The organism is Dyella sp. 05T440 (assembly GCF_056395965.1).
This window is the reverse complement of record NZ_JBFTKN010000005.1, coordinates 233,597-256,942: the sequence shown is the minus strand read 5'-3', so window position 1 is coordinate 256,942 and position 23,346 is coordinate 233,597. Positions and strand designations below refer to the sequence as shown.

Annotated in this window: 22 protein-coding genes and 1 riboswitch; of the genes, 5 read left to right on the top strand and 17 right to left on the bottom strand. The window is 64.4% G+C overall.

Annotation, left to right across the window (positions count from 1 at the left end):
• Window positions 1–52 precede the first annotated feature (52 nt).
• Complete coding sequence (locus tag AC1DE1_RS08035; protein WP_477175477.1) at window positions 53–1,021, bottom strand: potassium channel beta subunit family protein; 969 nt, start codon at window positions 1,019–1,021, stop codon at window positions 53–55.
• Window positions 1,022–1,166: 145 nt separating this feature from the next.
• Between AC1DE1_RS08035 and ahr the strand changes: the two genes are divergently transcribed.
• A complete protein-coding gene (gene ahr, locus AC1DE1_RS08030) occupies window positions 1,167–2,174 on the top strand; it encodes an NADPH-dependent aldehyde reductase Ahr (protein ID WP_477175313.1) in 1,008 nt (335 codons plus the stop codon).
• A 59-nt stretch (window positions 2,175–2,233) separates the two neighbouring features.
• Here ahr and AC1DE1_RS08025 read toward each other — a convergent pair whose 3' ends face one another.
• The 14 genes from AC1DE1_RS08025 to glyA form a co-directional block, all read right to left on the bottom strand.
• Complete coding sequence (locus tag AC1DE1_RS08025) at window positions 2,234–2,809, bottom strand: hypothetical protein (RefSeq protein WP_441602463.1); 576 nt, start codon at window positions 2,807–2,809, stop codon at window positions 2,234–2,236.
• Window positions 2,810–2,845: 36 nt separating this feature from the next.
• Entirely contained in the window at window positions 2,846–4,018 is a 1,173-nt protein-coding gene (locus AC1DE1_RS08020; protein WP_441602462.1) for an acyltransferase family protein, read from the bottom strand.
• Window positions 4,019–4,825: 807 nt separating this feature from the next.
• Window positions 4,826–5,326, bottom strand: coding sequence for a phosphatidylglycerophosphatase A family protein (locus AC1DE1_RS08015; protein ID WP_477179048.1), 501 nt, complete (start codon window positions 5,324–5,326; stop codon window positions 4,826–4,828).
• Window positions 5,323–6,300, bottom strand: coding sequence for a thiamine-phosphate kinase (gene thiL, locus AC1DE1_RS08010; protein ID WP_477175311.1), 978 nt, complete (start codon window positions 6,298–6,300; stop codon window positions 5,323–5,325). Before thiL ends, AC1DE1_RS08015 begins: the two co-directional genes overlap by 4 nt.
• A gap of 40 nt (window positions 6,301–6,340) precedes the next feature.
• On the bottom strand, window positions 6,341–6,880 hold the full coding sequence (locus tag AC1DE1_RS08005; RefSeq protein ID WP_441602459.1) for a GNAT family N-acetyltransferase: 540 nt from the start codon (window positions 6,878–6,880) through the stop codon (window positions 6,341–6,343).
• The gene (gene nusB / locus AC1DE1_RS08000; RefSeq protein WP_046970674.1) at window positions 6,880–7,326 is read right to left on the bottom strand and encodes a transcription antitermination factor NusB; all 447 of its coding nucleotides are present in this window, start codon (window positions 7,324–7,326) and stop codon (window positions 6,880–6,882) included. The genes AC1DE1_RS08005 and nusB overlap by 1 nt, the downstream gene beginning before the upstream one ends.
• Window positions 7,326–7,787 (bottom strand): 6,7-dimethyl-8-ribityllumazine synthase, encoded by a 462-nt coding sequence (ribH, locus tag AC1DE1_RS07995; protein WP_046970675.1) that lies wholly within the window; start codon window positions 7,785–7,787, stop codon window positions 7,326–7,328. Before ribH ends, nusB begins: the two co-directional genes overlap by 1 nt.
• Before the next feature lie 40 nt (window positions 7,788–7,827).
• Entirely contained in the window at window positions 7,828–8,799 is a 972-nt protein-coding gene (ldcA, locus tag AC1DE1_RS07990) for a muramoyltetrapeptide carboxypeptidase (protein ID WP_477179047.1), read from the bottom strand.
• A 165-nt stretch (window positions 8,800–8,964) separates the two neighbouring features.
• Window positions 8,965–10,056, bottom strand: coding sequence for a bifunctional 3,4-dihydroxy-2-butanone-4-phosphate synthase/GTP cyclohydrolase II (ribBA, locus tag AC1DE1_RS07985; protein ID WP_477175309.1), 1,092 nt, complete (start codon window positions 10,054–10,056; stop codon window positions 8,965–8,967).
• Window positions 10,057–10,105: 49 nt separating this feature from the next.
• Window positions 10,106–10,747: a riboflavin synthase gene (locus tag AC1DE1_RS07980; protein ID WP_477175308.1), complete on the bottom strand. Its 642-nt coding sequence runs from the start codon at window positions 10,745–10,747 to the stop codon at window positions 10,106–10,108.
• 128 nt (window positions 10,748–10,875) lie between these two features.
• Window positions 10,876–11,044, bottom strand: a riboswitch (FMN riboswitch).
• Between the two features lie 126 nt (window positions 11,045–11,170).
• A complete protein-coding gene (locus tag AC1DE1_RS07975) occupies window positions 11,171–12,187 on the bottom strand; it encodes a Gfo/Idh/MocA family protein (RefSeq protein ID WP_477175307.1) in 1,017 nt (338 codons plus the stop codon).
• Between the two features lie 67 nt (window positions 12,188–12,254).
• Window positions 12,255–13,319 (bottom strand): bifunctional diaminohydroxyphosphoribosylaminopyrimidine deaminase/5-amino-6-(5-phosphoribosylamino)uracil reductase RibD, encoded by a 1,065-nt coding sequence (gene ribD, locus AC1DE1_RS07970; protein ID WP_477175476.1) that lies wholly within the window; start codon window positions 13,317–13,319, stop codon window positions 12,255–12,257.
• Between the two features lie 1,283 nt (window positions 13,320–14,602).
• Entirely contained in the window at window positions 14,603–15,121 is a 519-nt protein-coding gene (gene nrdR, locus AC1DE1_RS07965; protein ID WP_441605626.1) for a transcriptional regulator NrdR, read from the bottom strand.
• A 92-nt stretch (window positions 15,122–15,213) separates the two neighbouring features.
• Entirely contained in the window at window positions 15,214–16,467 is a 1,254-nt protein-coding gene (gene glyA, locus AC1DE1_RS07960; protein ID WP_477179046.1) for a serine hydroxymethyltransferase, read from the bottom strand.
• A 143-nt stretch (window positions 16,468–16,610) separates the two neighbouring features.
• Between glyA and AC1DE1_RS07955 the strand changes: the two genes are divergently transcribed.
• Together AC1DE1_RS07955 and AC1DE1_RS07950 are read left to right on the top strand one after the other, a co-directional pair.
• Window positions 16,611–17,699, top strand: a complete 1,089-nt coding sequence (locus AC1DE1_RS07955) for an alpha/beta hydrolase family protein (RefSeq protein WP_477175305.1) — start codon at window positions 16,611–16,613, stop codon at window positions 17,697–17,699.
• A gap of 3 nt (window positions 17,700–17,702) precedes the next feature.
• Window positions 17,703–18,308 carry a TetR/AcrR family transcriptional regulator gene (locus AC1DE1_RS07950; RefSeq protein ID WP_441605629.1) on the top strand — a complete coding sequence of 202 codons (606 nt, stop codon included), beginning with the start codon at window positions 17,703–17,705 and terminating at the stop codon, window positions 18,306–18,308.
• On the opposite strand, the gene AC1DE1_RS07945 is transcribed toward AC1DE1_RS07950, so the two are convergent.
• Window positions 18,252–19,241, bottom strand: coding sequence for a DUF817 domain-containing protein (locus tag AC1DE1_RS07945; protein WP_477179063.1), 990 nt, complete (start codon window positions 19,239–19,241; stop codon window positions 18,252–18,254). The genes AC1DE1_RS07950 and AC1DE1_RS07945 overlap by 57 nt on opposite strands.
• Before the next feature lie 178 nt (window positions 19,242–19,419).
• Here AC1DE1_RS07945 and ettA point away from each other — a divergent pair, with 178 nt between their 5' ends.
• Window positions 19,420–21,081 (top strand): energy-dependent translational throttle protein EttA, encoded by a 1,662-nt coding sequence (gene ettA / locus AC1DE1_RS07940; protein ID WP_441605630.1) that lies wholly within the window; start codon window positions 19,420–19,422, stop codon window positions 21,079–21,081.
• A gap of 174 nt (window positions 21,082–21,255) precedes the next feature.
• Window positions 21,256–22,068 (top strand): orotidine-5'-phosphate decarboxylase, encoded by an 813-nt coding sequence (gene pyrF / locus AC1DE1_RS07935; protein WP_441605631.1) that lies wholly within the window; start codon window positions 21,256–21,258, stop codon window positions 22,066–22,068.
• A 94-nt stretch (window positions 22,069–22,162) separates the two neighbouring features.
• On the opposite strand, the gene AC1DE1_RS07930 is transcribed toward pyrF, so the two are convergent.
• Window positions 22,163–23,311 (bottom strand): acyltransferase family protein, encoded by a 1,149-nt coding sequence (locus tag AC1DE1_RS07930; protein ID WP_477175303.1) that lies wholly within the window; start codon window positions 23,309–23,311, stop codon window positions 22,163–22,165.
• Between the last annotated feature and the right edge of the window lie 35 nt (window positions 23,312–23,346).

Here is a 23,346-nt window from a genome sequence, read left to right as displayed (position 1 = left end):
TACACCCGGGCGTGGCGGTCGCGCACAGGGTGCGCTCCCACAGAAGATCAGGTCACGCCACTGCTGCCGCAATACGCTTCAAAACATCCCCATCCAACTTCGGCAACAACGCCAACGCACCAAGATTCTGCTCCAGCTGCTCCAACTTGCTCGCCCCCAGCATCACCGTGGAAACGTGCGGATTGGCCAGGCACCAGGCAATCGCCAGCTGCGCCATGGAGACGCCGAGTTCATCGGCGATCGGCGCCAGGCGTCGCACCTTCTCTAGTCGCGAGCCATCGTTCTCCAGCACCGCTTCACGCAACCACTCGTAGCCCGGCTGCGCCAGACGCGATTCGGCAGGCACGCCCTGGTTGTACTTGCCGCTCAACAAACCCGAGGCCAGCGGCGACCAGATCGTGGTGCCCATGCCGTAAGTGTCGTACAGCGGCGCGTATTCCTGCTCCACGCGCTCGCGATGCAGCAGGTTATACTGCGGCTGCTCCATCGTCGGCGCGAACATGTGGTTGTCGCGCGCCGCACGATGGGCTTCGATGATGGCCTCCGCCGGCCATTCGCTGGTGCCCCAATAGAGCACCTTGCCCTGGCGCACCAGCGTATCCATCGCCGCCACGGTTTCGACAATCGGCGTATCCGGATCGGGTCGATGGCAGAAGTAGAGATCCAGATGATCGACGCGCAAGCGCTCCAGCGCCTGATGACAGGCCTCGATCACGTGCTTGCGCGAAAGGCCGCGCTGGGTGGGCAGCGGACTGTCGACCGCACCGAAATAAACCTTGCTCGACACGCAGTAGCTGTCGCGGGGAAAGCGCAGATCGGCGAGCACATCGCCCATCAGCGTCTCGGCGACGCCATGGTTGTAGACCTCGGCGTTGTCGAAAAAATTGATGCCGTGATCGTGGGCCATCGCGAGCAGATCGCGCGCCAGCGAACGCCCCACCTGGGTGCCAAAGGTGACCCATGCGCCGAACGAGAGCGCAGAAAGCTGCAGGCCGGATGTGCCAAGGCGACGGTATTGCATGGGAGCGCTCCACGGGTGGGGATGGAACAGCATGCCAACAGCGTGCGTCATTCGTCCATCGTTGTGCTTTACACGTGGCACCGACACGGGGCGCCCTAGACTGCGCGTTTTCCCACACGCCACCCTCCCCGACCGGAGCAATGCCATGTCAACCATGCAAGGCTGGGCTGTCCAGGAAGCGGGCAAGCCGCTGGTGCTTGCCGAGTTCGATCTCGGCCCGTTGGGCGCCGAAGAAGTGGAAGTGGCGGTGGACTATTGCGGCGTCTGCCACTCCGATCTTTCGATGATCAACAACGAATGGGGCATGTCGCGCTTTCCCTTCGTACCGGGTCACGAGGTCGTCGGACGAGTCACGGCTCTGGGCCCGCAGGCCAAAGGATTGAAGGTCGGCCAGCGCGTGGGCATCGGCTGGACCGCGGGCAGTTGCATGCATTGCCATCAATGCCTGTCAGGTCACCAGAACCTGTGTCCCGAAGTGCAGCCGACCATTGGTGGCCATCACGGCGGCTTTGCCGACAAAGTGCGCGCCCACTGGGCCTGGACCATCCCCCTGCCCGACGGCATCGACCTGCCGAGTGCGGGCCCGCTGTTGTGCGGCGGCATCACGGTGCTCAAGCCGTTTCTGGCCTACAACATCAGCCCGAGCGCCCGCGTTGGCGTGGTTGGAATCGGCGGCCTGGGGCATATGGCGGTGAAGTTTGCCCGCGCCTGGGGTTGCGAAGTCACTGCCTTCACCTCCAACGCGTCGAAGGCGGACGAGGCGCGCAGCTTCGGTGCGCACAACGTCGTTTCCAGTCGCGATGCCAACGCGATTGCGGGCATCGCCGGCTCGCTGGATCTATTGCTGGTGACGGTGAATGTGCCGCTGGACTGGGCGGCGCTGCTCGGCACACTCGCGCCGCGTGGTCGCATGCATGTGGTGGGCGGCGTGCTTGAGCCCATTCCCGTCTCGGCGTTCGCGTTGATTCTGACGGAGCGGGAGGTTTCCGGCTCGCCCACCGGCGCACCGGTGGATATCGCCACCCTGCTCGACTACGCCACCCGCCACGACATCCGCCCGCAGGTGGAAATGTTCCCCATGTCGGACGTCAATGCCGCGCTCAAGCATCTTGAGGAGGGCAAGGCGCGCTATCGCATCGTGCTCAAGGCCTAGCCGCCTGAAGCAGTATCGACGGCCGCCCGACCAGGCGGCCGTCGATGAGAACGCTGCACTTACGGCAGCGTATGGACGTCTACACGGTTCTCGATGCCCTGGTCGGCCTCGGGACGCCACAGCGTGCTCTTGAGCGGATCGCCAAGACCCCACGCCTTCAACTCGCTGATCAGCGCCTCGTTGTCGCCATCTTTGCGGACGTAGAAATCCAGGTGGCGGAAATCGTCGCAGGCGGTATCGCAGTGATAGCTGGAGAAACCCAGCGCCTCGATCTGGCCGTACTCGTTGAGGATCACCGCAGCCGCACTGCCACCGCACTCGCGCGCCGGGCAGGCCGTGAACAGGAAGCGCTTATCGGCCAGCACCTGCACCGACGGCGAGGAGCCGCCCAGCGCCGACAACGCCTGCTCGCTCACCGAGCGACTGCCGCGGAAATAGTTGACCTTGCTGTCGCCGGCGAAATGCCCCAGCGCCGTCACGAAGCCATTGGCTCGCGAGAGCTGGTTGGCGTTCGCGCAGGTCGACGGATCAATCGTTCGGCAAGGGCCCGCCGGCGCCGCCGTGGCGGCAAACACGGAACAAGGCACGACGGACAACAGCAGCATGAAACACACAATGCGCATGAGCTTGCACATGACACCCTCCCCTTAGAGTGAATCCCCTAACCCACATCAGGCCGCATCCGTTCCGGCTCCGGCAATCACGCCAGACGCGTGAGCTGCAGCCGGCGCCTGATGTAAAACCCGCGTCCGCAGTTTCAGGAATGGACGCTCCACCCCGTAGTGAAGCAACGCTCCGACCCCCAACACCGCTGACGCATAAGCTGCAAAAGTCAGCAGGCCATGTCCGTCCAGCTTTTCCCCCGCGGCGGATTCCACCAGATGGAATACCGCCTTGTGTGACAGATACAAGCTGTACGACACCGCCGCCAACCAGCCGGCACCCGGTACGCGCAGACGCGCAAGCACGCCAGACGTTTGAGCGCCGGCCAACACCAGCAGCCCCAAGCCGAAGGAAAGCAACGGATACCCCACCACGGTGGGAATGAAGCCGGTCCGATCGCGGAACAACATGATCGCACCGCCGACTACCGCTACCCCTGCGAGCAGAAAGCCGTTGGCATGTCGTCCCCATCGGGACCAGAGGACGGGCCGGTAGACCCTGGCCGTAGCCAGCATCACGCCCATCAAGAGGCCGTCCAGACGGGACCACGTGGGATAGTAAATGCGCTCCAGGAAGGTTTTTCCATAGGAATTTTGGTCAAGACCGGCCAACGGCGCCAGTTCCCAGGCCCACATCACACCCCGCACCACCATCCCCGCCAGCACCACCGCCGTGCATACCAGCACGAACCGACGCACGGACGGACGCCGCGCCAGCCACCATGCCAGTAGCGGGAACAGCAGGTAGAAATGCTCCTCCACGCACAACGACCATACGTGGGAGAACGCCAGGTGATCCTTGGCGTCGATCAGCAGGTTCACCGTAAAGGTCAGGAACTGCCACAGCGGCTGCAGCTCCCCCTGCTCGCGCACGGACGGCCAAATGAAATACGCCGCCACCACCACCAAGTACGCCGGAAGGATACGAAAGGCGCGGCGCTGGTAGAAATCCCCGAACGAGAATCCCCGCCCCTCCGCCAGCGGCTTGAGCACCTGCGAGCCGATCAGAAAGCCGCTGAGGACAAAGAACAGGTCGACACCCATCCACCCGTTCTGCTCGATCCCGCCGAAGTGACCCCAGCCACCGATGATGTACGAATGGAAAATCATCACCCACACGATTGCAATCGCGCGCAGTAAATCCAGACCCGGCAATCGGTTCACGTCATCTCCCCTTGGCATCCCTGCGGCATCCGACGCGAACGCATCGAACGGAATCGCGACCGTGAAATATATCGCGGCGCGCAGGCGGGACGGTGTTGGGTTTGTGGCGAAAGCGGGGCTTGGCCCGCTTCAGCTGCCGCATGGAAGCACCGCCGTAAAGATGCCAATGCCCCGACCTTCAGCCCAGCGCCAACCTAACCATGTGGGAGTGCACCCTGTGCGCGACAAACCTACGGAGAGATACACCCCAGCGCCGCGGTCGCGCACAAGTGCGCTCCTACAAGGGAGCCATCAGGCCTGTACCGATCGGCTTGTCTGTGTGGGAGCGCACCCTGTGCGCGACAATCCTACGGAGCGGTACACCCCAGCGTGGCTGTCGCGCACAGGGTGCGCTCCCACAGACAAGCCCGGGCGGCAGACGGAGAAGGGATGACAAGAGCCGATGCGCAGCGAGGCCCCGCTTTAAGTCCTCAGCGATTCGGGCGCGTTGCGCAGCGCTTTGCGGTACCCGCTGTGTACCCTCGGAGGTTGTCCCATCCCGACGCGCCTCAAGCGCTCGGGCTTATCCCAACACGATGCTGCGGGCGTTATCAGGCCATTCTCTTTGGGTTACTTTTCTCTTGGGCCAGCAAGAGAAAAGTGACTCGAGCGGCGGCAGCCGTTCGAAACGCCCGCCGCGTAGGCGGCACCCTGGCCTCAAGGCGACAACCAAACACCGAGGCCCTGGACGACCAGCCTTCGGCTGTTGAACAGCGTCCCCGGCCTACGCCGGGATGACAAGCTGAGAGCCGGATCCGGTCTGCGTCATGGTGACGGCGAACGGGGTCAACGCAGCAACGCCATCAAAATGGCAAGCACCACAGCCGCAAACACCCCCGCCACCACATCATCCACCATCACCCCCACCCCACCCTTAAGCCGACGATCCAACCACCCAATCGGCCAAGGCTTCCACACATCAAACAACCGAAACAACGCAAACCCGAGCACCACCGCCCACCACGGCCCCGTCACCGCGGGAATCAGCGCAATCCACAACCCAACAAACTCATCCCACACGATGCTCCGATGATCGTCCACACCGACCAGGCGCCCCGCCACCCCGCACGCCCACACGCCGATGACGAAGCCCACCGCAATCGCGAACACATAGAGCTGCACCGGCAAACTGCGCAGCAACAACCATGGCAGCAGCGCCGCCAGTGAGCCGAACGTGCCCTGCGCCACCGGCGCCAGGCCAGAACCAAAACCGCAGGCCAGCCAGCCCGCTGGCGTAGCGAGCAAGGCGCGTCGTTGTTCCGGGGTGAGGATCGTCTTGTCGCTCATGCGAAATGGTCCCAGCCGCGTTGCGAGGGTTCCAGCCATTGTCCTTGGGCGTCGCGCACGCGCACGCCGGCGCCTTCGATTATGCGCCCGATCCGCGTGGCGCCGCAGCCAAGGCGCGCCAGATCGGTCTGAACGTCGGCCACCAGTGCCGGCGGCACGGTGAAGCACAGTTCGTAGTCGTCGCCGCCGGCCAGCGCGAAGTCGCGCACGGACAGGTCGTCGAAGCTTGCCATCAGCATCGGCGAGCACGGCAGCAACGGCGCTTCGATTTCCGCGCCCACGGCGCTTTCCTCGCAGATATGCCCAAGGTCAGCGAGCAAGCCGTCGGAGATATCGATGCAGGCACTCGCCCGATCGCGCAGCGCCAGGCCAACCGAAAGGCGAGGCGTGGGCCGATGCAGTCGTTCGATCAGATAGGCGGCGCGCCCATCGCCTTCATCCACGCGCGCGCCGCGCTGTAGCAGATGCAAACCAGCGGCTGCGTCGCCCAGCGTGCCGGTAACCAGCACGACGTCGCCTGCGCGCGCGCCGGTGCGCGTCAGCGCTTTGCCGGGCGGAACGAAGCCATGCACCGCAACGCTGATGGTCAGTGCGCCGCGCGTGGTGTCGCCGCCGATCAAGGCAAGCCGGTGCGGCTGCGCCAACTGGGCAAACCCTTCGGCGTAGCCATCAATAAAAGCGCTGAGCTGCTCCGCCGGTTGCGTCGGCAACGTCAGCGCCAGCAATGCCCAGGCCGGGCTCGCACCCATCGCGGCGAGATCGGAAAGATTCACCGCCAGCGACTTCCAGCCGATATCCGCTGCCGCCGTGCCATATGGGAAATGCACGCCTTCGACCATGGTGTCGATCGCGATGGCCAGCTCCTGCCCTGTCGGTGGCGCGACCACGGCGGCATCGTCGCCGATGCCCAACTTCACGTCTTCGCGGCCTTGCGCGGTGCGTTCGCGGATACGGTCGATCAGTCGGAATTCCATGGCTTGCGACCTGCGCTGATCAGTCGGTCCAGCCAGAAAGTCAGCGGCTGAAGACCAGGGTGGGAGCGTCGTGATAGGTGGATTCCTGCCACAACGTGAAACCGGCCTTCTCCGCCACGCGGATCGAAGGCAGGTTGTCTGGCGAGATGATGCACACCTGCCGTCGATCGGCGAAGTTGCGCTCGCCCCAGGCGATGGCGGCGGCCACGGCTTCGCTCGCATAGCCTTTGCCTTGCGCATGCGGTGCCAGTGCCCAGCCGAATTCCAGCATGCCCTGCAGCGAAGGCTCCATCTCGCGCCTGAGGTCGGCGAAACCGACGTCGCCGATGAAGCGGCCCGTGGCTTTCTCTTCGACGGCCCAATAGCCGTAGCCAAGCGTGTGCCACAGACCGATGTACTGCAGGAAGCGCCGCCAGACTTCTTCCGCGCCAAAGGGACGCCCGCCGATAAAACGGGTCACCTCAGGGTCGGACCACAAGGCCACGCGCTCGGCATGATCGTCGACGCGGTGCGCGCGCAGGCGCAGGCGCGCTGTCTCGATCACCGGAATCACGGACGCGTGCTCCGCGGCCCCGTCCATCAGTGACGCTTCTCCGTGGTGCGCAGCACGCCGGCGAGCTTGTCGAGTACACCGTTGACGTAGCTGTGGCCGTGGTCCGCACCGAAGCGCTTGGTGACTTCAATCGCCTCGTTGATGATCACGCGGTACGGCACGTCCGGGCGGTACTTGAGCTCATAGGTGGCCAGGCGCAGGGCGGCGCGCTCGATCGGGTCGATCTGCTCCACGTCGCGGTCCACGTAGGGCTTGATCGCCTCGTCGATGGTCTTGACGTTGCGCTCGACACCGTTGAGCAGGTCCTCGAAGTATTCCAGATCCGCCACTTCCATATCCTGCTCGTGGCGGAACTGCTCGATCACGGCATTCATGCGGCTGCCGCCGATCTGCCAGGCGTACAGCGCCTGCAGCGCACGGCGACGGGCGCGCGAGCGTGCAGCCAGATCGATGCCTTCGGGGCGAGAGTTCATCACAGCTTTCCGTACAGATTGACCATCTCGAGCGCGGCCAGGGCGGCATCCGCGCCCTTGTTGCCGGCCTTGGTGCCGGAACGCTCGATGGCTTGTTCGATGGTGTCGGTGGTCAGCACGCCAAAGGCCACCGGCACGCCGGAGGCATAGGCTGCCTGGGCCAGGCCCTTGGCGCATTCACCGGCAACGAAGTCGAAATGCGGGGTGGAGCCGCGGATCACCGCGCCCAGCGCGATCACCGCAGCGTACTTGCCGGAGCTGGCGACCTTGTTGGCGGCCAGCGCGATTTCCCAGGCGCCCGGCACGCGGATCAGCTCGATCGCATCGTCCTTCACGCCATGGCGCACCAGCACGTCACGTGCGCCGGCCACCAGCGGCTCAACGACAAAGCCGTTGAAACGGCCGGCGACGATGGCAAAACGGCCCTTGGGCGTGGCGAAATCGCCTTCGATGGTCTTCATGGGGTATGCGTTTCCTGGGTTCCGGGCCCGGAGGGGCCGTCTATTTTACGGGATGCAAGGGCGGCGTGCCCGGATCGGGCCGGGAAACCGCCCCAGCGAGGGTCGGATGGCCGCGAAAGCTCAGGCTGGCCTGGCCTGCTGCCACCCGCAAGCGGGCTGGGACGCCGAACGGGAGCGTGAACTTGTCCGGCTCATGGCCAAATGGCAGGTCGCGGACGATGGGAATCCGCGCCACCCGGGCCAGTTGCTCGAACGCGGCCTCGGTGTCGTAGCCGTTGTCGTAGCTATGCGGACGGCACTGGGTGAAATGGCCCAGGACCAGGGCGCGCTGGCGATCCAGCACGCCGGACAACTGCAACTGGTACAGCAGGCGCTCGAGGCGGAACGGCGGCTCGCCGATGTCCTCCACGAACAGGATGCCGTCGTCGATGACCGGGAAATAGGGCGTCCCAAGCAGGCTGCACAGCATCGCGAGGTTGCCACCCCACAGCGGGCCTTCGACCTCCAACTCCGCGGCGCTGGAGGTGCTCCAGCTGGCGGTGGCCTGCGGCTCGCCCACGGCGCGCCAGAAGTGTTCCCACATGAGGCCGTTGAGCTCGGGCGCACCAAAATCGGGACCCAGCATGGGGCCGCCGAAGGTGACCAGTCCGCTCTTTGCGTAGAGCGCCATCTGGATGGCGGTGAAGTCGCTATGGCCAACCAGCAAGGTGTTGGAGCCTGTCAGCCGCTCGCGCAGCGCGTCGTAGTGCAGGTACTCGAGCAGGCGGGTGGCGCCGTAGCCGCCGCGGATGGCGAGCGCGATGTCCGGCAGCTGCTGCATCGTCGCCAGCGCATTGAGGTCGCCTGCGCGTGATGCGTCGGGACCGGCAAAACGATGTTCGACGCGATCGAGCACTTCCAAGCCATCCACCGCGCAACCGGCCGCCTGCAGACGCGCGATACCGCGCGCCATGGCGTCACGGTCATGCGGATAGCCCGAAGGGGCGATGAGGCGGATGGCGGGAGAGGTCATGGCGGTGGTTTGTGGTGAAAACCTGAGTATGCCGGTGGATGGATGGCGTGGAAGTGGCCGTGCCGGGCAAGTTTGATGTGGGAGCGCACCCTGTGCGCGACGGCCTCAGGCCATGAGGCACCGTCAGTCGCGCACAGGGTGCGCTCCCACAGGGGAGAGGCTAGCTCACACGTACTCGGTCACTTCCAGCCCGAAGCCGCCCAGCCCCACCATCTTGCGCGGCGTACCCAGCACGCGCAGCTGGCGGATGCCCAGGTCCGCGAGGATTTGCGCGCCCAGGCCCAGCTGTCGCCATTCCTGCTGCTGCGCCTCCTCCGGCGCCTGCACCGAGGGCTGGCGATTGAGGCGACGCAGCAAGGCGTCGGCGGTGTCTTCGCCCGACAGCACGAGCAGCGCGCCGCGGCCTTCATCGGCAATGCGACGCAGCGCCGAGGTCACCGTGAGGCCGAGGTCGTCGCGCTGCAGATGCAGCACGTCGGACAAGGTGTTGCGCACATGCACGCGGGTGAGCACCGGCTCGCCGTCGTCCACCTTGCCGCGCACCAGGGCGAAATGCAGTCCATGACGGATGGCGTCGCGATAAGCCACCAGCTTGAACGCACCGAATTCGGTATCGACGTCGCCCTCGTAGACGCGCTGTACGGTCTTCTCGGTTTCCAGGCGATAGCGGATCAGGTCGGCGATGGAGCCGATCTTCAGGCCGTGCTTCTTCGCGAAGATTTCCAGCTCGGGGCGGCGCGCCATCGAGCCGTCTTCATGCAGGATTTCGATCAGCACTGCCGAAGGTTCCAACCCCGCCAGCGCGGCAAGATCGCAGCCCGCTTCGGTATGTCCGGCACGCGTCAACACGCCGCCCGGCTGCGCCGTCAGCGGAAAGATATGGCCCGGCTGCGAGAGATCCTGCGGCCTGGCATCGGACTTCACCGCAACCTGGATGGTGCGCGCGCGATCGTGCGCGGAAATACCCGTGGTGACACCTTCGGCCGCCTCGATGGAGACGGTGAAGTTGGTCTGATACGGCGAGGTGTTGTCCACCACCATCGGCCGCAGGCCCAGCTGGCGCGTGCGCTGCTCGGTAAGCGTGAGGCAGACCAGGCCGCGCGCCTCGCGCACCATGAAGTTGATGTCCTCGGGGCGCACCATCTGTGCGGCCATGATGAGGTCGCCTTCGTTCTCGCGATCTTCATCGTCGAGTATCACGACCATGCGGCCGGCGCGGATGTCTTCGAGGATTTCGGGGATGGTGTTGAAGCTCATGGGGTGTCCAAGTCAGTAACGTTGTGCGCCGCGCGTGGCGACATGGCGATCACGCAAAACCGTGTTGCTTGAGAAACGCTTCATCAATCCGCGGCGCATCGCCACTGGCGATCAGCCGCTCGATGTAACGCGCTACCACGTCGACTTCGAGGTTCACTGCATCGCCCGCGCGACGCGCGTTGAACGCCGTGTGTTCCACCGTATGCGGAATAAGGTTGACCCCGAACCGATGGCCGTTCACCTCGTTCACGGTGAGGCTGGTGCCGTCGATGCAGATCGAGCCCTTGGCGGCGATGTAGCGCGACAACGATGCAGGCGCCTCGAAGACCCAGCGCAGTGAGCGGCCATCGGGCGTGATCGACACCACCTTGCCCACGCCATCGACATGGCCGGACACCAGATGCCCACCCAGGCGATCGGCCAGGCGCAAGGCCTTTTCCAGGTTCACCGGATCGCCCGTGCGATGCTTGCCCAGCGTGGTCAGCGAGAGCGTTTCGTTGGAGACGTCCGCGCTGAAACCGCGCGACTCCAGCGTCACCGCGGTCAGGCATACGCCGGACACGGCGATGCTGTCGCCCAGTTGCACGTCGGAGAGGTCAAGGTCGGCCGTGTCGACGTACAGACGTACGTCGCCGCCACGTGGTTCCAGCCGCGCGATGCGGCCCACGCTCTGGATGATGCCGGTAAACATCAGCGCACCTCCGAAACGGAGGTGGCGAAAGAATGGCAACGATGCTTGGACATGAAACGTTTCCCGCGTAAGAGTGCGAAAAACGCCCCAAGGCGTCAGGCAGGCGCACGCCACCAGGGCCTGCACCGTACCGTCTTCTCTCATCCGGACTTTCTGGCCGCCATCGCTGGCTGCCAACCGTCGGCTCCGGCATTGGACCGGATCTGCTGACCTTCCGATGACCTGGAAGCGCTCGCGGGCTCGTGCCTTACGGCACCTACCGCCGGTGGGGAATCGCACCCCGCCCTGAAGACGTCTTTTGTAGTTTGCCGGCGAACCGGCCGGCGCAGTTTAACACCATCCCGGGCAACGGCCGCCGCTGCAGCGTCCGCCCCGGGGAACAATGTGTCGCCTGGGAGTGAGTGCCTTCCGCGAGCCTTTGGGTTACAGGCTCGCGATCTGGCCAGTTTCCTGGCGGTAGTCGCGCAGCACCTGGTCCATCACCCAGCTGGTGCGCGCGCCGCTTTCGGCGGTGGACGGACAGGCGCCCTTGTACCCGGTCAGCTCCGCCACGATGGTTTCGATCAGCGGCTGCTGGATATGCAGCGGGTTGGCCACGCGGTAGTCGTGCGAGCCTTCCATGTTTTCCACGTGGATCGGCCCGTCACCGAAGGTGGCGAAAGCGATGCGGCCCTTGTCGCCGATCACTTCGATCTGGTCGTGGCGCTTGAAGCCGTCGAAATTCCACAGGCCGGTGCCGAGCATGCCGTTGCCGAACTGGAACGACATGGCCACGCCGTCTTCGACCGGATACGCACCCAACTGATTGGTTGCCTGCCCGCTGACCGAAACGATGGGGCCGAACAGCCAGTCGAGGATATCGAGCGTGTGGCAGCCCAGATCCATGAACACACCGCCGCCGGAAATCTCCGGACGCACGTGCCAGGGCAAGTTGGCCGGATCCTGATAACGCGGATGATGCGGTTCGTACAGCACCGTGTTGACGATGTGCGGCTTGCCGATCGCCAGCTGACCGAAGATCAGCTCGCGCACTTTCTGGAAGCGCGGCAGGCTGCGGCGGTAGTACGCAACGAACACGGGCACCTTCGCCTGCTGCCCCGCATGGATGATGGCCTCGCACTCGGCGTGATCCATCGCCATCGGTTTTTCGATGTACACGGGCTTGCCTGCTGCAATGCTCATCAAGGCGTACTGCTTGTGCGTCGATGGCGGCGTGGCCACGTAGACGGCGTTGACGTCGGCGTCGTCGATCAGCCTGGCCGCATCGTCGTACCAGCGCGGCACGCCATGGCGTTCGGCGTAATCGCGGGCTTTTTCGCCGTCGCGGCGCATCACCGCCATCAACGCCGAGTTGGGCGTCTTGCTGAAGCCCGGACCGCTCTTCACCTCGGTGACGTTGCCGCAACCGATGATGCCCCAACGTACCGCTGCCTTCGTCATGTGCTCTTGAACTCCTGCTTGCGATATGGCCCGTGATAGCCATCAAACTTGATCGTGAATCCGTCGCTCACACGACGGGACGCAGCAAAAGCCGCATATCCTCGCCCAGCACGCGCCGATCGAGCGTGCGCAGTTTCCAGCGCGACGCCATATCACTGAGTGAGGGCAATCCCAGTAGCGCTTGTGCGTTGTCGCCGAGCAGCACGGGCGCGATGTAGAGCAACAGCTCGTCGACCAGTCCGGCGGCGAACAACGCGCCGCACAGATTGGGGCCGGCCTCGACATGGACCTCGCTGACATGGCGACGCGCGAGCTCGTCCATCACGGCATGCAGGTCCATCGCACCGCCCTGCTCCGCGACCACCGCCAACTCCGTTGCCTGAAAGCGTGGATCGACCGGCGCGTATTGTTCGTTGTGCAGCACCAGGGTCGGCATCGTGCCATCGAGCACATGGCTGTTGGACGGCGTACGCAGGCGATTGTCGAGCACCACGCGCCATGGAGGCGTAAATGCCTCGCCTTCCGGCAGGCGCACGGTGAGTCGCGGGTTGTCCGCCAGCACCGTGCCCGATCCGGTGAGTATCGCCGAACTGCGCGCACGCCAGCGCTGCACATCCGCACGCGCCGCCTCGCCCGTGATCCACTTCGATTCGCCATTGGCGAGCGCCGTGCGGCCGTCCAGGCTCATCGCTAGCTTCACGCGCACCCAGGGGCGTCCGCGTTCGAGACGACTGAAGAAACCGATATTGAGTTCGCGTGCCGGCTCGCGCATCAGGCCGGTTTCCACCGTGATGCCGGCGTCGCGCAACTTGCCGATGCCGCGCCCGGCGACCTGGGGGAACGGATCTTCCGCGGCGATGACTACGCGCGAGACGCCGGCAGCGATCAGCGCATCCGCGCATGGCGGCGTACGACCGTGATGGGCACAGGGCTCCAGCGTCACGTACGCAGTAGCGCCGCGCGCCTGCTCACCGGCTTCGCACAACGCGTGGACCTCGGCATGGGGCTCGCCAGCCCTCACGTGATAACCCGCCCCCACCACCTGTTCGCCATGTGCGACGACGCAGCCGACGCGAGGATTGGGATGGGTGGTGTAGAGGCCAAGCTCGGCGAGGCGCAAGGCGTGCGCCATGTGCAGGTGGTCGATGGCGGTGAATGGGGAGGCCATGCGGGGTCGCTTTGGGGTGCGGTGGGGAGAGTTTAGGTGAAGAGGTGGGGGACTTGTGATTCGGGGATTTTTGTTGGGGCTTTTGCCCAAGCGGCCGAATGGCTGATCATCCAGAGCTTCGGTGTTTCCTTGTCACCTTGAGGCCAGGGTGCCGCCTGCGCGGCGGGCGTTTCGAACGGCTGCCGCCGCTCGAGTCACTTTTCTCTTGCTGGCCCAAGAGAAAAGTAACCCAAAGAGAATGGCCTAAAACGCCCGCAGCATCGTGCTGGGATAAGCCCGAACGCTTGAGGCGCGTCGTTGAGGAACAACCTCCGAGGGTACACAGCGGGTACCTCAAAGCGCTGCGCAACGCGCCCGAATCGCTGAGGACTTAAAGCGGGGCCTCGCTGCGCATCGGCTTTAGGTATTGCTCCATCCGCCTGCCGCGTCTGCTTGTCTGTGGGAGCGCACCCTGTGCGCGACAGCCACGCTGCGGTGTACCGCTTCGTAGGTTTGTCGCGCACAGGGTGCGCTCCCACAAAGGACTGAGCGGTAGCATTGATCCGCCATCCACAGGCCATCGCGATCCCTTGTAGGAGCGCACTTGTGCGCGACCGCGGAGCTCAGATGTACCGCTCCGTAGGCTGGTCGCGCACAAGTGCGCTCCTACAAAAGAAGAGACACCCCGTAACACCGTCCGTTACGCGGCCCTTGATGTGGCTCTTGATCCCCGGGGTCCCCGTATGACGCGGCGGGCGGGTGGAGGAAAGCCCGCAGGGTGGCCGCATGGATGCGGCCAGTTTTTCGACAGGACAGGGATGTCCTGTCGAAAAACCCCGTAACCCGACCGCGCACCTGGAGGGCCAAAGGCCCGGAAGGCGCGTCATCCGGGGGGCCTTTCTTTTGGTTACTTTTCTTTGGGCAAGCAAAGAAAAGTGACCCGGCCTCCGGCAGGAGGACGGAAGCCCGCGGCAGGCGAGCCAGATCGCCGTGTCGCTAAAGCCAAACACCGAGGCTCTGGATGACCAGCCATTCGGCTGTTGAACAGCGCTGCCGGCCTGCGCCGGGATGACGAGCTCAGAGAGGGAGTGAGACCGAAGAGCTCAAGACCTAGGAGTTAGAAGCTAGAAGCTAGAAGCAAGGAGCAAGGAGCAAGGAGCAAGGAGCAAGAAGCAAGGAGCAAGGAGCAAGGAGCAAGAAGCAAGAAGCAAGAAGCAAGAAGCAAGAAGCAAGACCCTAGAAGCATCACGCCTCCAAAAAAAGTCCCCTCAGGACTTCTTCCTGCGCGCCACCTGCTCCCCCAACAACGACAACTGCAACGCCTCCAGCTCCGGCAAATCGCGCTCCAACTTCTCGATCTCCTCGCGAAACGCCTGCACGTCCTCAAACTTCCGATACACCGAAGCGAAGCGCACATACGCCACTTGATCGAGCTTCTTCAGCTCACGCATCACCAACTCCCCCACCTGCCGCGAAGGCACTTCGCGTTCGCCGCAGCGCCGCAGGTCGTTGATGATTTCGCGCACGGCGGTGTCCACCGAATCGGTGGGCACCGGACGCTTCTGCAGGGCGCGTTCAAAGCTCACGCGCAGCTTGTGTTCGTCGAACGGTTCACGGCGCTCGCCGCTCTTCACGATGGAAGGCAGCTTGAGCTCGGCGGTTTCGAAGGTATTGAAGCGTTCACTGCACTTGGGACACTCGCGTCGACGGCGCACGGTGGCACCGTCTTCGGCGAGGCGCGAGTCGATCACGCGAGTGTCTTCGTGCTGGCAGTAAGGGCAATGCATAGGTTCATCGATTCCTGGAAGGGAGGAAGAAACGAGAAAAGGCGCCCCTGCTCACTTCTCGTTTCTTATCGGCCCTCATCCTTCGTGACGGCTCAGCCGTAGACAGGGAACTTGTGGCACTGCGCCGTGACCTTGTCGCGCACCTTGGCGATGACGGCGTCATCGTTGGGTGCGTCAAGCACGTCGCAAATCCACTGCGTGAGTTCGACCACGTCCGCTTCCAGATAACCGCGGGTGGTGACGGCCGGCGTGCCCACGCGCAGGCCCGAGGTGACGAACGGCTTGCGGGGATCGTTCGGCACGGCGTTCTTGTTGACGGTGATGTGTGCCTTGCCCAGCGCTTCTTCCGCGTCCTTGCCGGTCACGTCGCGACCAATCAGATCGACCAGCATCAGATGGTTCTCGGTGCCGCCGGAAACGATCTTGTAGCCGCGCTCGATGAAGGTCTTGGCCATCGCCTTGGCGTTCTTCACCACCTGGGTCTGGTAGGCCTTGAATTCCGGCTCCAGCGCTTCCTTGAAGGCCACGGCCTTGGCGGCGATCACGTGCATCAGCGGACCACCCTGGATGCCCGGGAACACGATCGACTGCAGCTTCTTCTCGATCTCTTCGCCGGCGTCCTTGGCCACGATGATGCCGCCGCGCGGACCGCGCAGCGTCTTGTGCGTGGTGGAGGTGACCACGTGCGCATGCGGCAGCGGGTTCGGATAGACGCCTGCGGCGATCAGACCGGCGACGTGCGCCATGTCCACGAACAGATACGCACCCACCTTGCCGGCGATCGCGCGGAAGCGTGCCCAATCCATCACCTGCGAGTAGGCGCTGAAACCGGCCACGATCATCTTGGGCTTGTGCTCGACGGCGAGGCGCTCGACTTCGTCGTAATCGACCAGGCCCTGCTCGTTCACGCCGTACTGCACGGCGTGGAACAGCTTGCCCGAGACGTTGACCTTGGCGCCGTGGGTGAGATGGCCACCGTGTGCGAGCGACATGCCGAGAATGGTGTCGCCCGGATTGAGCAGCGCGAGGTACACGGCCTGGTTGGCCTGCGAACCCGAATGCGGCTGCACATTGGCGTAGTTGGCGCCGAACAGCTGCTTGAGGCGATCGATGGCGAGGCGTTCGGCCACGTCCACGAATTCGCAGCCGCCGTAGTAGCGCTTGCCCGGGTAACCCTCGGCGTACTTGTTGGTGAGCACGCTGCCCTGGGCTTCCATCACGCGGGGGCTGGCGTAGTTCTCCGAAGCGATCAGCTCGACGTGGTCCTCCTGACGGCGGGCTTCGTCGGCCATAGCCTGGGCCAGTTCGTTGTCGTAACCGGCGATCGTCTCGTGCTTCGGGAACATCCTGACCTCGTGGGGGTGGCAAGCAGGGCTAGAACGCGAAATTGTAGCCGTGATGTGCTATTGCGGCCACCTTGGGGTCACTTGCGCCCCGGTTACGTACATCGTACCGTACGGCGCACGCAACTCAGCCTACGGACCTCGCCATGCCGATCCAGCCGTCCCGCGCCTCGGTACGCCCGCTGCGCAAGCTCGCCGCGTTTGCTCTGATCTTTCTGCTCCTGCCCCTGGCCGCCCTGGCGTCCGACGTCACCGGCGTGGGCATCAGCGCCATCCAGATCCCCGACCCGGTCAGCGGCAAGCCGACCGAGGGCTATGTGTTCTATCCCTCGTCGCAGCCGACGCATGGCACCACGGCGATCGGCCCCTACGACGTCGCGGCCACGCCTGACGCGCCCGCCATCCCTGGCGCCAAGCCGCTGGTGATCCTTTCCCACGGCAACGGCGGCAGCAACCTGGGCCATCACGATCTGGCCACCTACCTCGCCAGCCACGGTTTCGTGGTCGCCACGCTCAATCATTTGGGCGACTACTTTCGCGATACCAGCCAGGTCGGCCATATCGAAGTGCTGGCCGGTCGGCCGGTGCAGGTGAAGTCCGCCATCTCCACCTTGCTCGCCGATCCGCGCTGGAAGCCGCTGATCGACCCGAACCGCATCGGCGTGGCCGGCTTCTCGGCGGGCGGTTATACGGCCTTGATGCTGGCCGGTGCCCAGCCGCGCTTCGTGCGCTTCGTCGCCTTCTGCCAGCGCTATCCGCACGACCAGGACGTCTGCGGCCACGCCGCGGAGTTCAAGGCCAACGCCGCCAGGCAGGGCAAGACCATGGAACAAGTGCTGGAGGACATGCAGGGCCAGCTCGGAAAGTACGGAGACACCGCCGATCCGCGGGTGAAAGCAGCGTTTGCGATGGCCCCGATGAGCCTGATCTTCGACGCGCACAGCTTCGATCAGGTGCATGTCCCGGTTTTTCTCTACTACGGCCAGAACGACAAGGTGCTGCCGCCGGAAGCCAACGCCAAACACATCCAGCCGCTGATCAAGACGCTGGCGGGAGTGAAGGAAGTACCGCACGCCGACCACTGGGTGTTCCTGCCGCCCTGCTCCGCTGAATTGGCCAAGGAGATCGCACCGATGTGTACCGATCCGGCCGGCGTGGATCGCGCCAAGGTGCATGAGCAGGTCAATGCCGATGCGCTGGCGTTCTTCCGCAAGACGCTTAAGGTCAAGGACTGACGCGTGCCCAAGGCGCTGAGCGAGCAGGAAACCGAAGCCTTCCGCGCACGCCTGTGCGAGGCGGCGGCGAAGATCTACGTGGAAGAAGGCCCGGCCGCCGTCACCATGCGGCGCCTGGCCGGCGACCTGGGCGTGGGCACGATGACCCCCTACCGCTATTTCCATAACAAAGAAGAAATCATCACGGCGGTGCGCACCCGCGGCCTCAACCGTTTCTCCGAAGCCCTGGAACGCGCACTGGCATCGCCCGGCGACGGCCGCACCCGCAGCCGCGCCGTGCGCGATGCCTATATCGCCTTTGCCCGCGAGAACACCGCCACCTACCGGCTGATGTTCGAGTACCCGGAGACACGGCAGGACGATCCCGCCTATCGCCAGGCGCACGAGCGCATGTGGGGCACCATTGCCGCGCATGTGGACGTAATGATCGCCGAAGGCACCATCGCAGCCGACGCCGACGCCCCCATCATCGGCCACCAGATCTGGGCCTCCCTGCATGGCGCAGTCATGCTGGAAATCGCCGGCATGCTGCCCCCGGGCTACGACGCCGCCTCACTGCATACGCGTACTGTCAGCGCGATCTTCGACGCCGCCCGGCCGGTGCGCTGACTTCTGTGGGAGCGCACCCTGTGCGCGACATCCGACGGAGCGCTGCCCACGCGTTCGTCGGGCCACGGCGGACACCAGCACATAGCTGATCACCATCAGCAGCAGCCATGCGCCAAGTTTGTCGAGCGGCACCATCTCCCAACCATGGCGCTGCGCCGGATAACGCCACGCCGATGCGAATGTCCCCAGGTTTTCCGCGAACCAGATAAACAGCGCCACCAGCACGAAGCCGAAAAGCAGGGGCATCCTGCGATACGCGCGGCGCACGCGGAACAAAATCCAGGTGCGGCCGAACAAGACAGCCAACACCGCAAACAGCAGCCAGCGGACGTCAGGCAGGAAATGATGCGTGAAGAAATTCACGTAGATCGCCAGCGCGAGCCACGCCGTGGCCGCGAACGGGGGATGGCGGATGAAACGGAACTCGAACAGCCGCCACGCGCGGGCGATATAGCTACCCACGGCGCCATACATGAATCCCGTAAACAAGGGCACGCCGCCGACGCGCAGCAGCGAAGCTTCGGGATAGACCCACGAGCCCATGGCGGTCTTGAACACCTCCATGGCGGTGCCGACCAGATGGAAACAGAGGATCACCCTGGCCTCGTCCCGCGTCTCCAGTCCCATGGCGATCAGCAGCACCTGCAGGGCCAGCGCCGCCAGCACAAGGAAGTCGTAGCGGGCCAGCGGCGCATCGACGGGATACCAGGCCCATGTCGCCAACAACAGGGCCAGCATGCATCCGCCGAACAGGCATGCCCTGGCCTGCTTGACGCCGAAGCAGACCAGTTCGTGCACGACCACGGCCCAGGGCCCCCGCACCCGGGCCCAACGGGCGGCTTCCTCGTCCAGTGAGGTGGCGACGCGCAGCAAGTGCTGTGGTGCCCGCGTGGCTGTCCTGTCCATAGGCCTGATCCGGGAAAACCCCAGCATGGCCAAGGCCTGGGCGACGACCGGGGCGGGATCGGGCAAGACGCGGGCAGAACGGTCGCGGGGGTCGGGCAGCAGTCACCGGAGCGACCCCACAAGCCGCTATAATGAGTGGTTTACACCCACTCTGATCGCACTGCCTGCCCTCTCGGCCGGCTGGGTGCACGTCGCCGGAGGTTCCATGCAATACATCTACACCATGAACGGGGTCAGCAAGATCGTTCCCCCGAAGCGCCAGATCATCAAGGACATCTCGCTCAGCTTCTTCCCCGGCGCCAAGATCGGCCTGCTGGGCCTGAACGGCGCGGGCAAGTCGACGGTGCTGAAGATCATGGCCGGCGTGGACACGGACTTCCAGGGCGAGGCTCGCCCACAGCCGGGTATCAAGGTCGGCTATCTGGCGCAGGAGCCACAGCTCGATCCGGAGAAGACCGTGCGCGAAGCGGTCGAGGAAGGCGTGTCGGTGATCCTCGATGCGCAGAAGCGCCTCGACGAGGTCTATGCCGCCTATGCCGAAGAAGGCGCGGATTTCGACAAGCTGGCCAAGGAACAGCAGGAGCTGGAAAACATCCTGGCCGTGAACGATGCGCACGCCCTGGAGCGCCAGCTCGAAGTGGCCGCCGACGCGCTGCGCCTGCCGCCGTGGGATGCCAAGATCGGGCCGCTGTCCGGTGGTGAAAAGCGCCGCGTGGCGCTGTGCCGCCTGCTGCTGTCCAAGCCGGACATGCTGCTGCTCGACGAGCCCACCAACCACCTGGACGCCGAGTCGGTGGACTGGCTGGAGCAGTTCCTGCAGAACTACCCGGGCACCGTCGTGGCGGTCACCCATGATCGCTACTTCCTCGAGCACGCCGCCGAGTGGATTCTCGAACTCGATCGCGGCCGCGGTATTCCGTGGAAGGGCAACTACACCGACTGGCTGGAACAGAAGAGCGAGCGTCTGGCCCGCGAAGAAGCCGCCGAAAAGGGTCGCCAGAAGGCTCTCGCACGCGAGCTGGAGTGGGTGCGCTCGGCCGCCAAGGGCCGTCAGTCCAAGGGCAAGGCGCGTATCAACCGTTTCGAAGAACTGAACTCGGTCGAGTACCAGAAGCGCAACGAAACCAACGAGCTCTACATCCCGCCGGGCGAGCGCCTGGGCCAGGAAGTGATCGAGTTCAAGAACGTGTCCAAGTCCTTCGGCGACCGCCTGCTGATCGACGACTTGTCGATGAAGATTCCGCCGGGCGCCATCGTCGGCGTGATCGGCCCGAACGGCGCCGGCAAGTCGACCCTGTTCAAGCTGATCACCGGCCAGGAAACGCCTGATAGCGGCGAAGTGAAGCTCGGCCACACCGTGCAGCTGGCCTATGTGGACCAGTCGCGCGACAGCCTCGATCCGAACAAGAACGTGTGGCAGGAAGTTTCCGACGGCGCCGACATCATCACCATCGGCCGTTACGAGCTGCAGTCGCGCGCCTATATCGGCCGCTTCAACTTCAAGGGCACCGACCAGCAGAAGATGGTCGGCAGCCTGTCCGGCGGTGAGCGTGGTCGCCTGCACCTGGCCAAGACCCTGATGCAGGGCGGCAACGTGCTGCTGCTCGACGAACCGTCGAACGATCTGGACGTCGAAACGCTGCGCGCACTGGAAGACGCGATGCTGGAATTCCCGGGCTGCGCGATGGTGATCTCGCATGACCGCTGGTTCCTCGATCGCATCGCCACGCACATCATCGCGTTCGAAGGCGATTCGCACGTGGAGTTCTTCCCCGGCAACTACAACGAGTACGAAGCCGACAAGAAACGCCGCCTCGGCGACGAAGCCGCCGGCCCGCATCGCGTGAAGTACAAGAAGCTGGCGTAAGCGAGCTCCTGCTCCCTCTCCCCTCCGGGGAGAGGGCTGGGGTGAGGGGCCACGGCTGGCCCCGATCCTCAAAAGAACAAGATTTCAAATCAGCGACAACGCAAGATTGTCCCCTCACCCCAACCCTCTCCCCGGAGGGGAGAGGGAGTGAAAGGCAGCGACGAGGAGAACACGATGCACTTCATGCAATCCCTGCAACAGGCATGGGCTGCCCATGACTCCCTCGTATGCGTCGGCCTCGATCCCGAGCCCGCGAAATTTCCCGCGCACCTCAAGGGTCGCCCGGACGCGGTGTTCGAATTCTGCCGCGACATTGTCGATGCCACGGCTGACCTGGTCTGCACGTACAAGCCGCAGATCGCGCACTTCGCCGCGCTGCGTGCCGAAGACGCGCTGGAACGCCTGATCGCGCACATCCACGACAAGCATCCCGGCGTGCCGGTGATCCTCGACGCGAAGCGCGGCGACATCGGCAGCACCGCGCAGCACTATGCCGCCGAGGCGTTCGATCGCTACCGCGCCGATGCCGTGACGCTCAATCCCTATATGGGCCGCGATTCCGCCCAGCCGTTTCTCGAACGTGCCGACAAGGGCGTGATCCTGCTGTGCCGCACATCCAATCCCGGCGGCGCGGATTTCCAGGCGCTCGACTGCGGCGGTCAGCCGCTCTATCTGCGCGTGGCTGAAACCATTGCACGCGACTGGAACGCCAACGGCAACTGCGCGCTGGTCACCGGCGCCACCTGGCCGGAAGAACTGGGCAAGGTGCGTAGCATCGTGGGCGACATGCCGCTGTTGGTGCCGGGTATCGGTGCGCAAGGCGGTGATGTGGAAGCCGTGCTCAAGCATGGCCGCAGCGCCGACGGCACCGGGCTGATGATCAGCTCCTCGCGTGCAATTCTCTACGCGGGCAATGACGAGGATTTCGCGCAGGCTGCGCGTACTGCTGCGCTGGATTTGCGCGACACCATCAATCGTTTCCGCTGATCGTCGCCCCAGTTTTTTTGTAGGAGCGCACTTGTGCGCGACCGCAGCGCCACGATGTTACGTTGCCGCACGATGGTCACGCACAAGTGCGCTCCTACAAGGTGACGCCTTGCACTACGGCTGACGCTCCACCCTCACGCAACATCCGCTCACGCAACCACCGCTCGGCGGGCGTCGACACCCAACGCTCCACGCCCTTGCCCAACAACCAGCACAGCGGCAGGGCTGGCAGATACCAGAGATAGCCGTGGGCGATATCCGAGCCCATCGCCTTGTAGATCCTCACCACGCCGTACACCACGAACATGTGCGTGAGATAGATCTCATAGCTCAGACGGCCCCACGAACGCAGCCAGCCTAAGCCGCGCCACGCCGCACGACGTGACCAAGCGCTGGCCAACACCAGGCACAGCGCGGAGGTGGTAAGCACGAGCATGTAGCCATCGCGCATCGTCTGCCACAGCAGCTTGCCCTCGAACATCACCAGGTACAGACCCAGGACGCCCACGACGACCAGCATCCAGACCACAGCGCGCGGCAGGCTGCGCCAACGTTGCACGATCAGCGCGCCGAGCACACCGGTGGCAATCGCCGCCATGCCGGGCAGATAAGCCTTCTCCTGCCAGATCTCATTGTCAGCCAATGCGGCGTGCGTCCATGGCAGCGACACCGCCAATGCGATCAGCATCGGCACTAAAACCCAAGTACGCCGAGTCAGCAGGCAGACGATGGGGAAGCCGAGATAAAACACTTCCTCGATCGACAGCGACCACAGCACGTCCCAGTTGCCCGGCAGGTAACCGGTCATCCCTTCGTACCAGTTCAGATGGAAGCCGAGCGCCGCCACGATGGCACGTGGCAACGACTGCCCTGCCCGATCGATCACGTAATCCGGCGCGCCCGCCAAATGCAGCAAGCTGAGCACGAACACCAGCAACAGCAGGCAGGGAGCGATGCGCGAGAAGCGTCGGGCATAGAACGCACGCAGGTCGATGCCGGCCAGCGAACCACTGCGACGCAGCGCATTGCTGGTGATGAGAAAGCCCGAGATCACGAAGAAGATGAAAACCGCTTCGTAGCCGTTGAAATTAAGCGCCGTCAGCAACTTCTTCGGCAGCACGTCGAGCAAGGCCGTCTTGCGCAGCGGAATGCGCAGGCCGATGTGGTGCAGCACCACCAGCAGAATGGAGAAGCCGCGCAGCAGGTCGATGCCGGTGTTGCGTTGAGCCTGAGGGTCAGTCATCGCATCCATCCACCGAATCCTTGTAGGAGCGCACC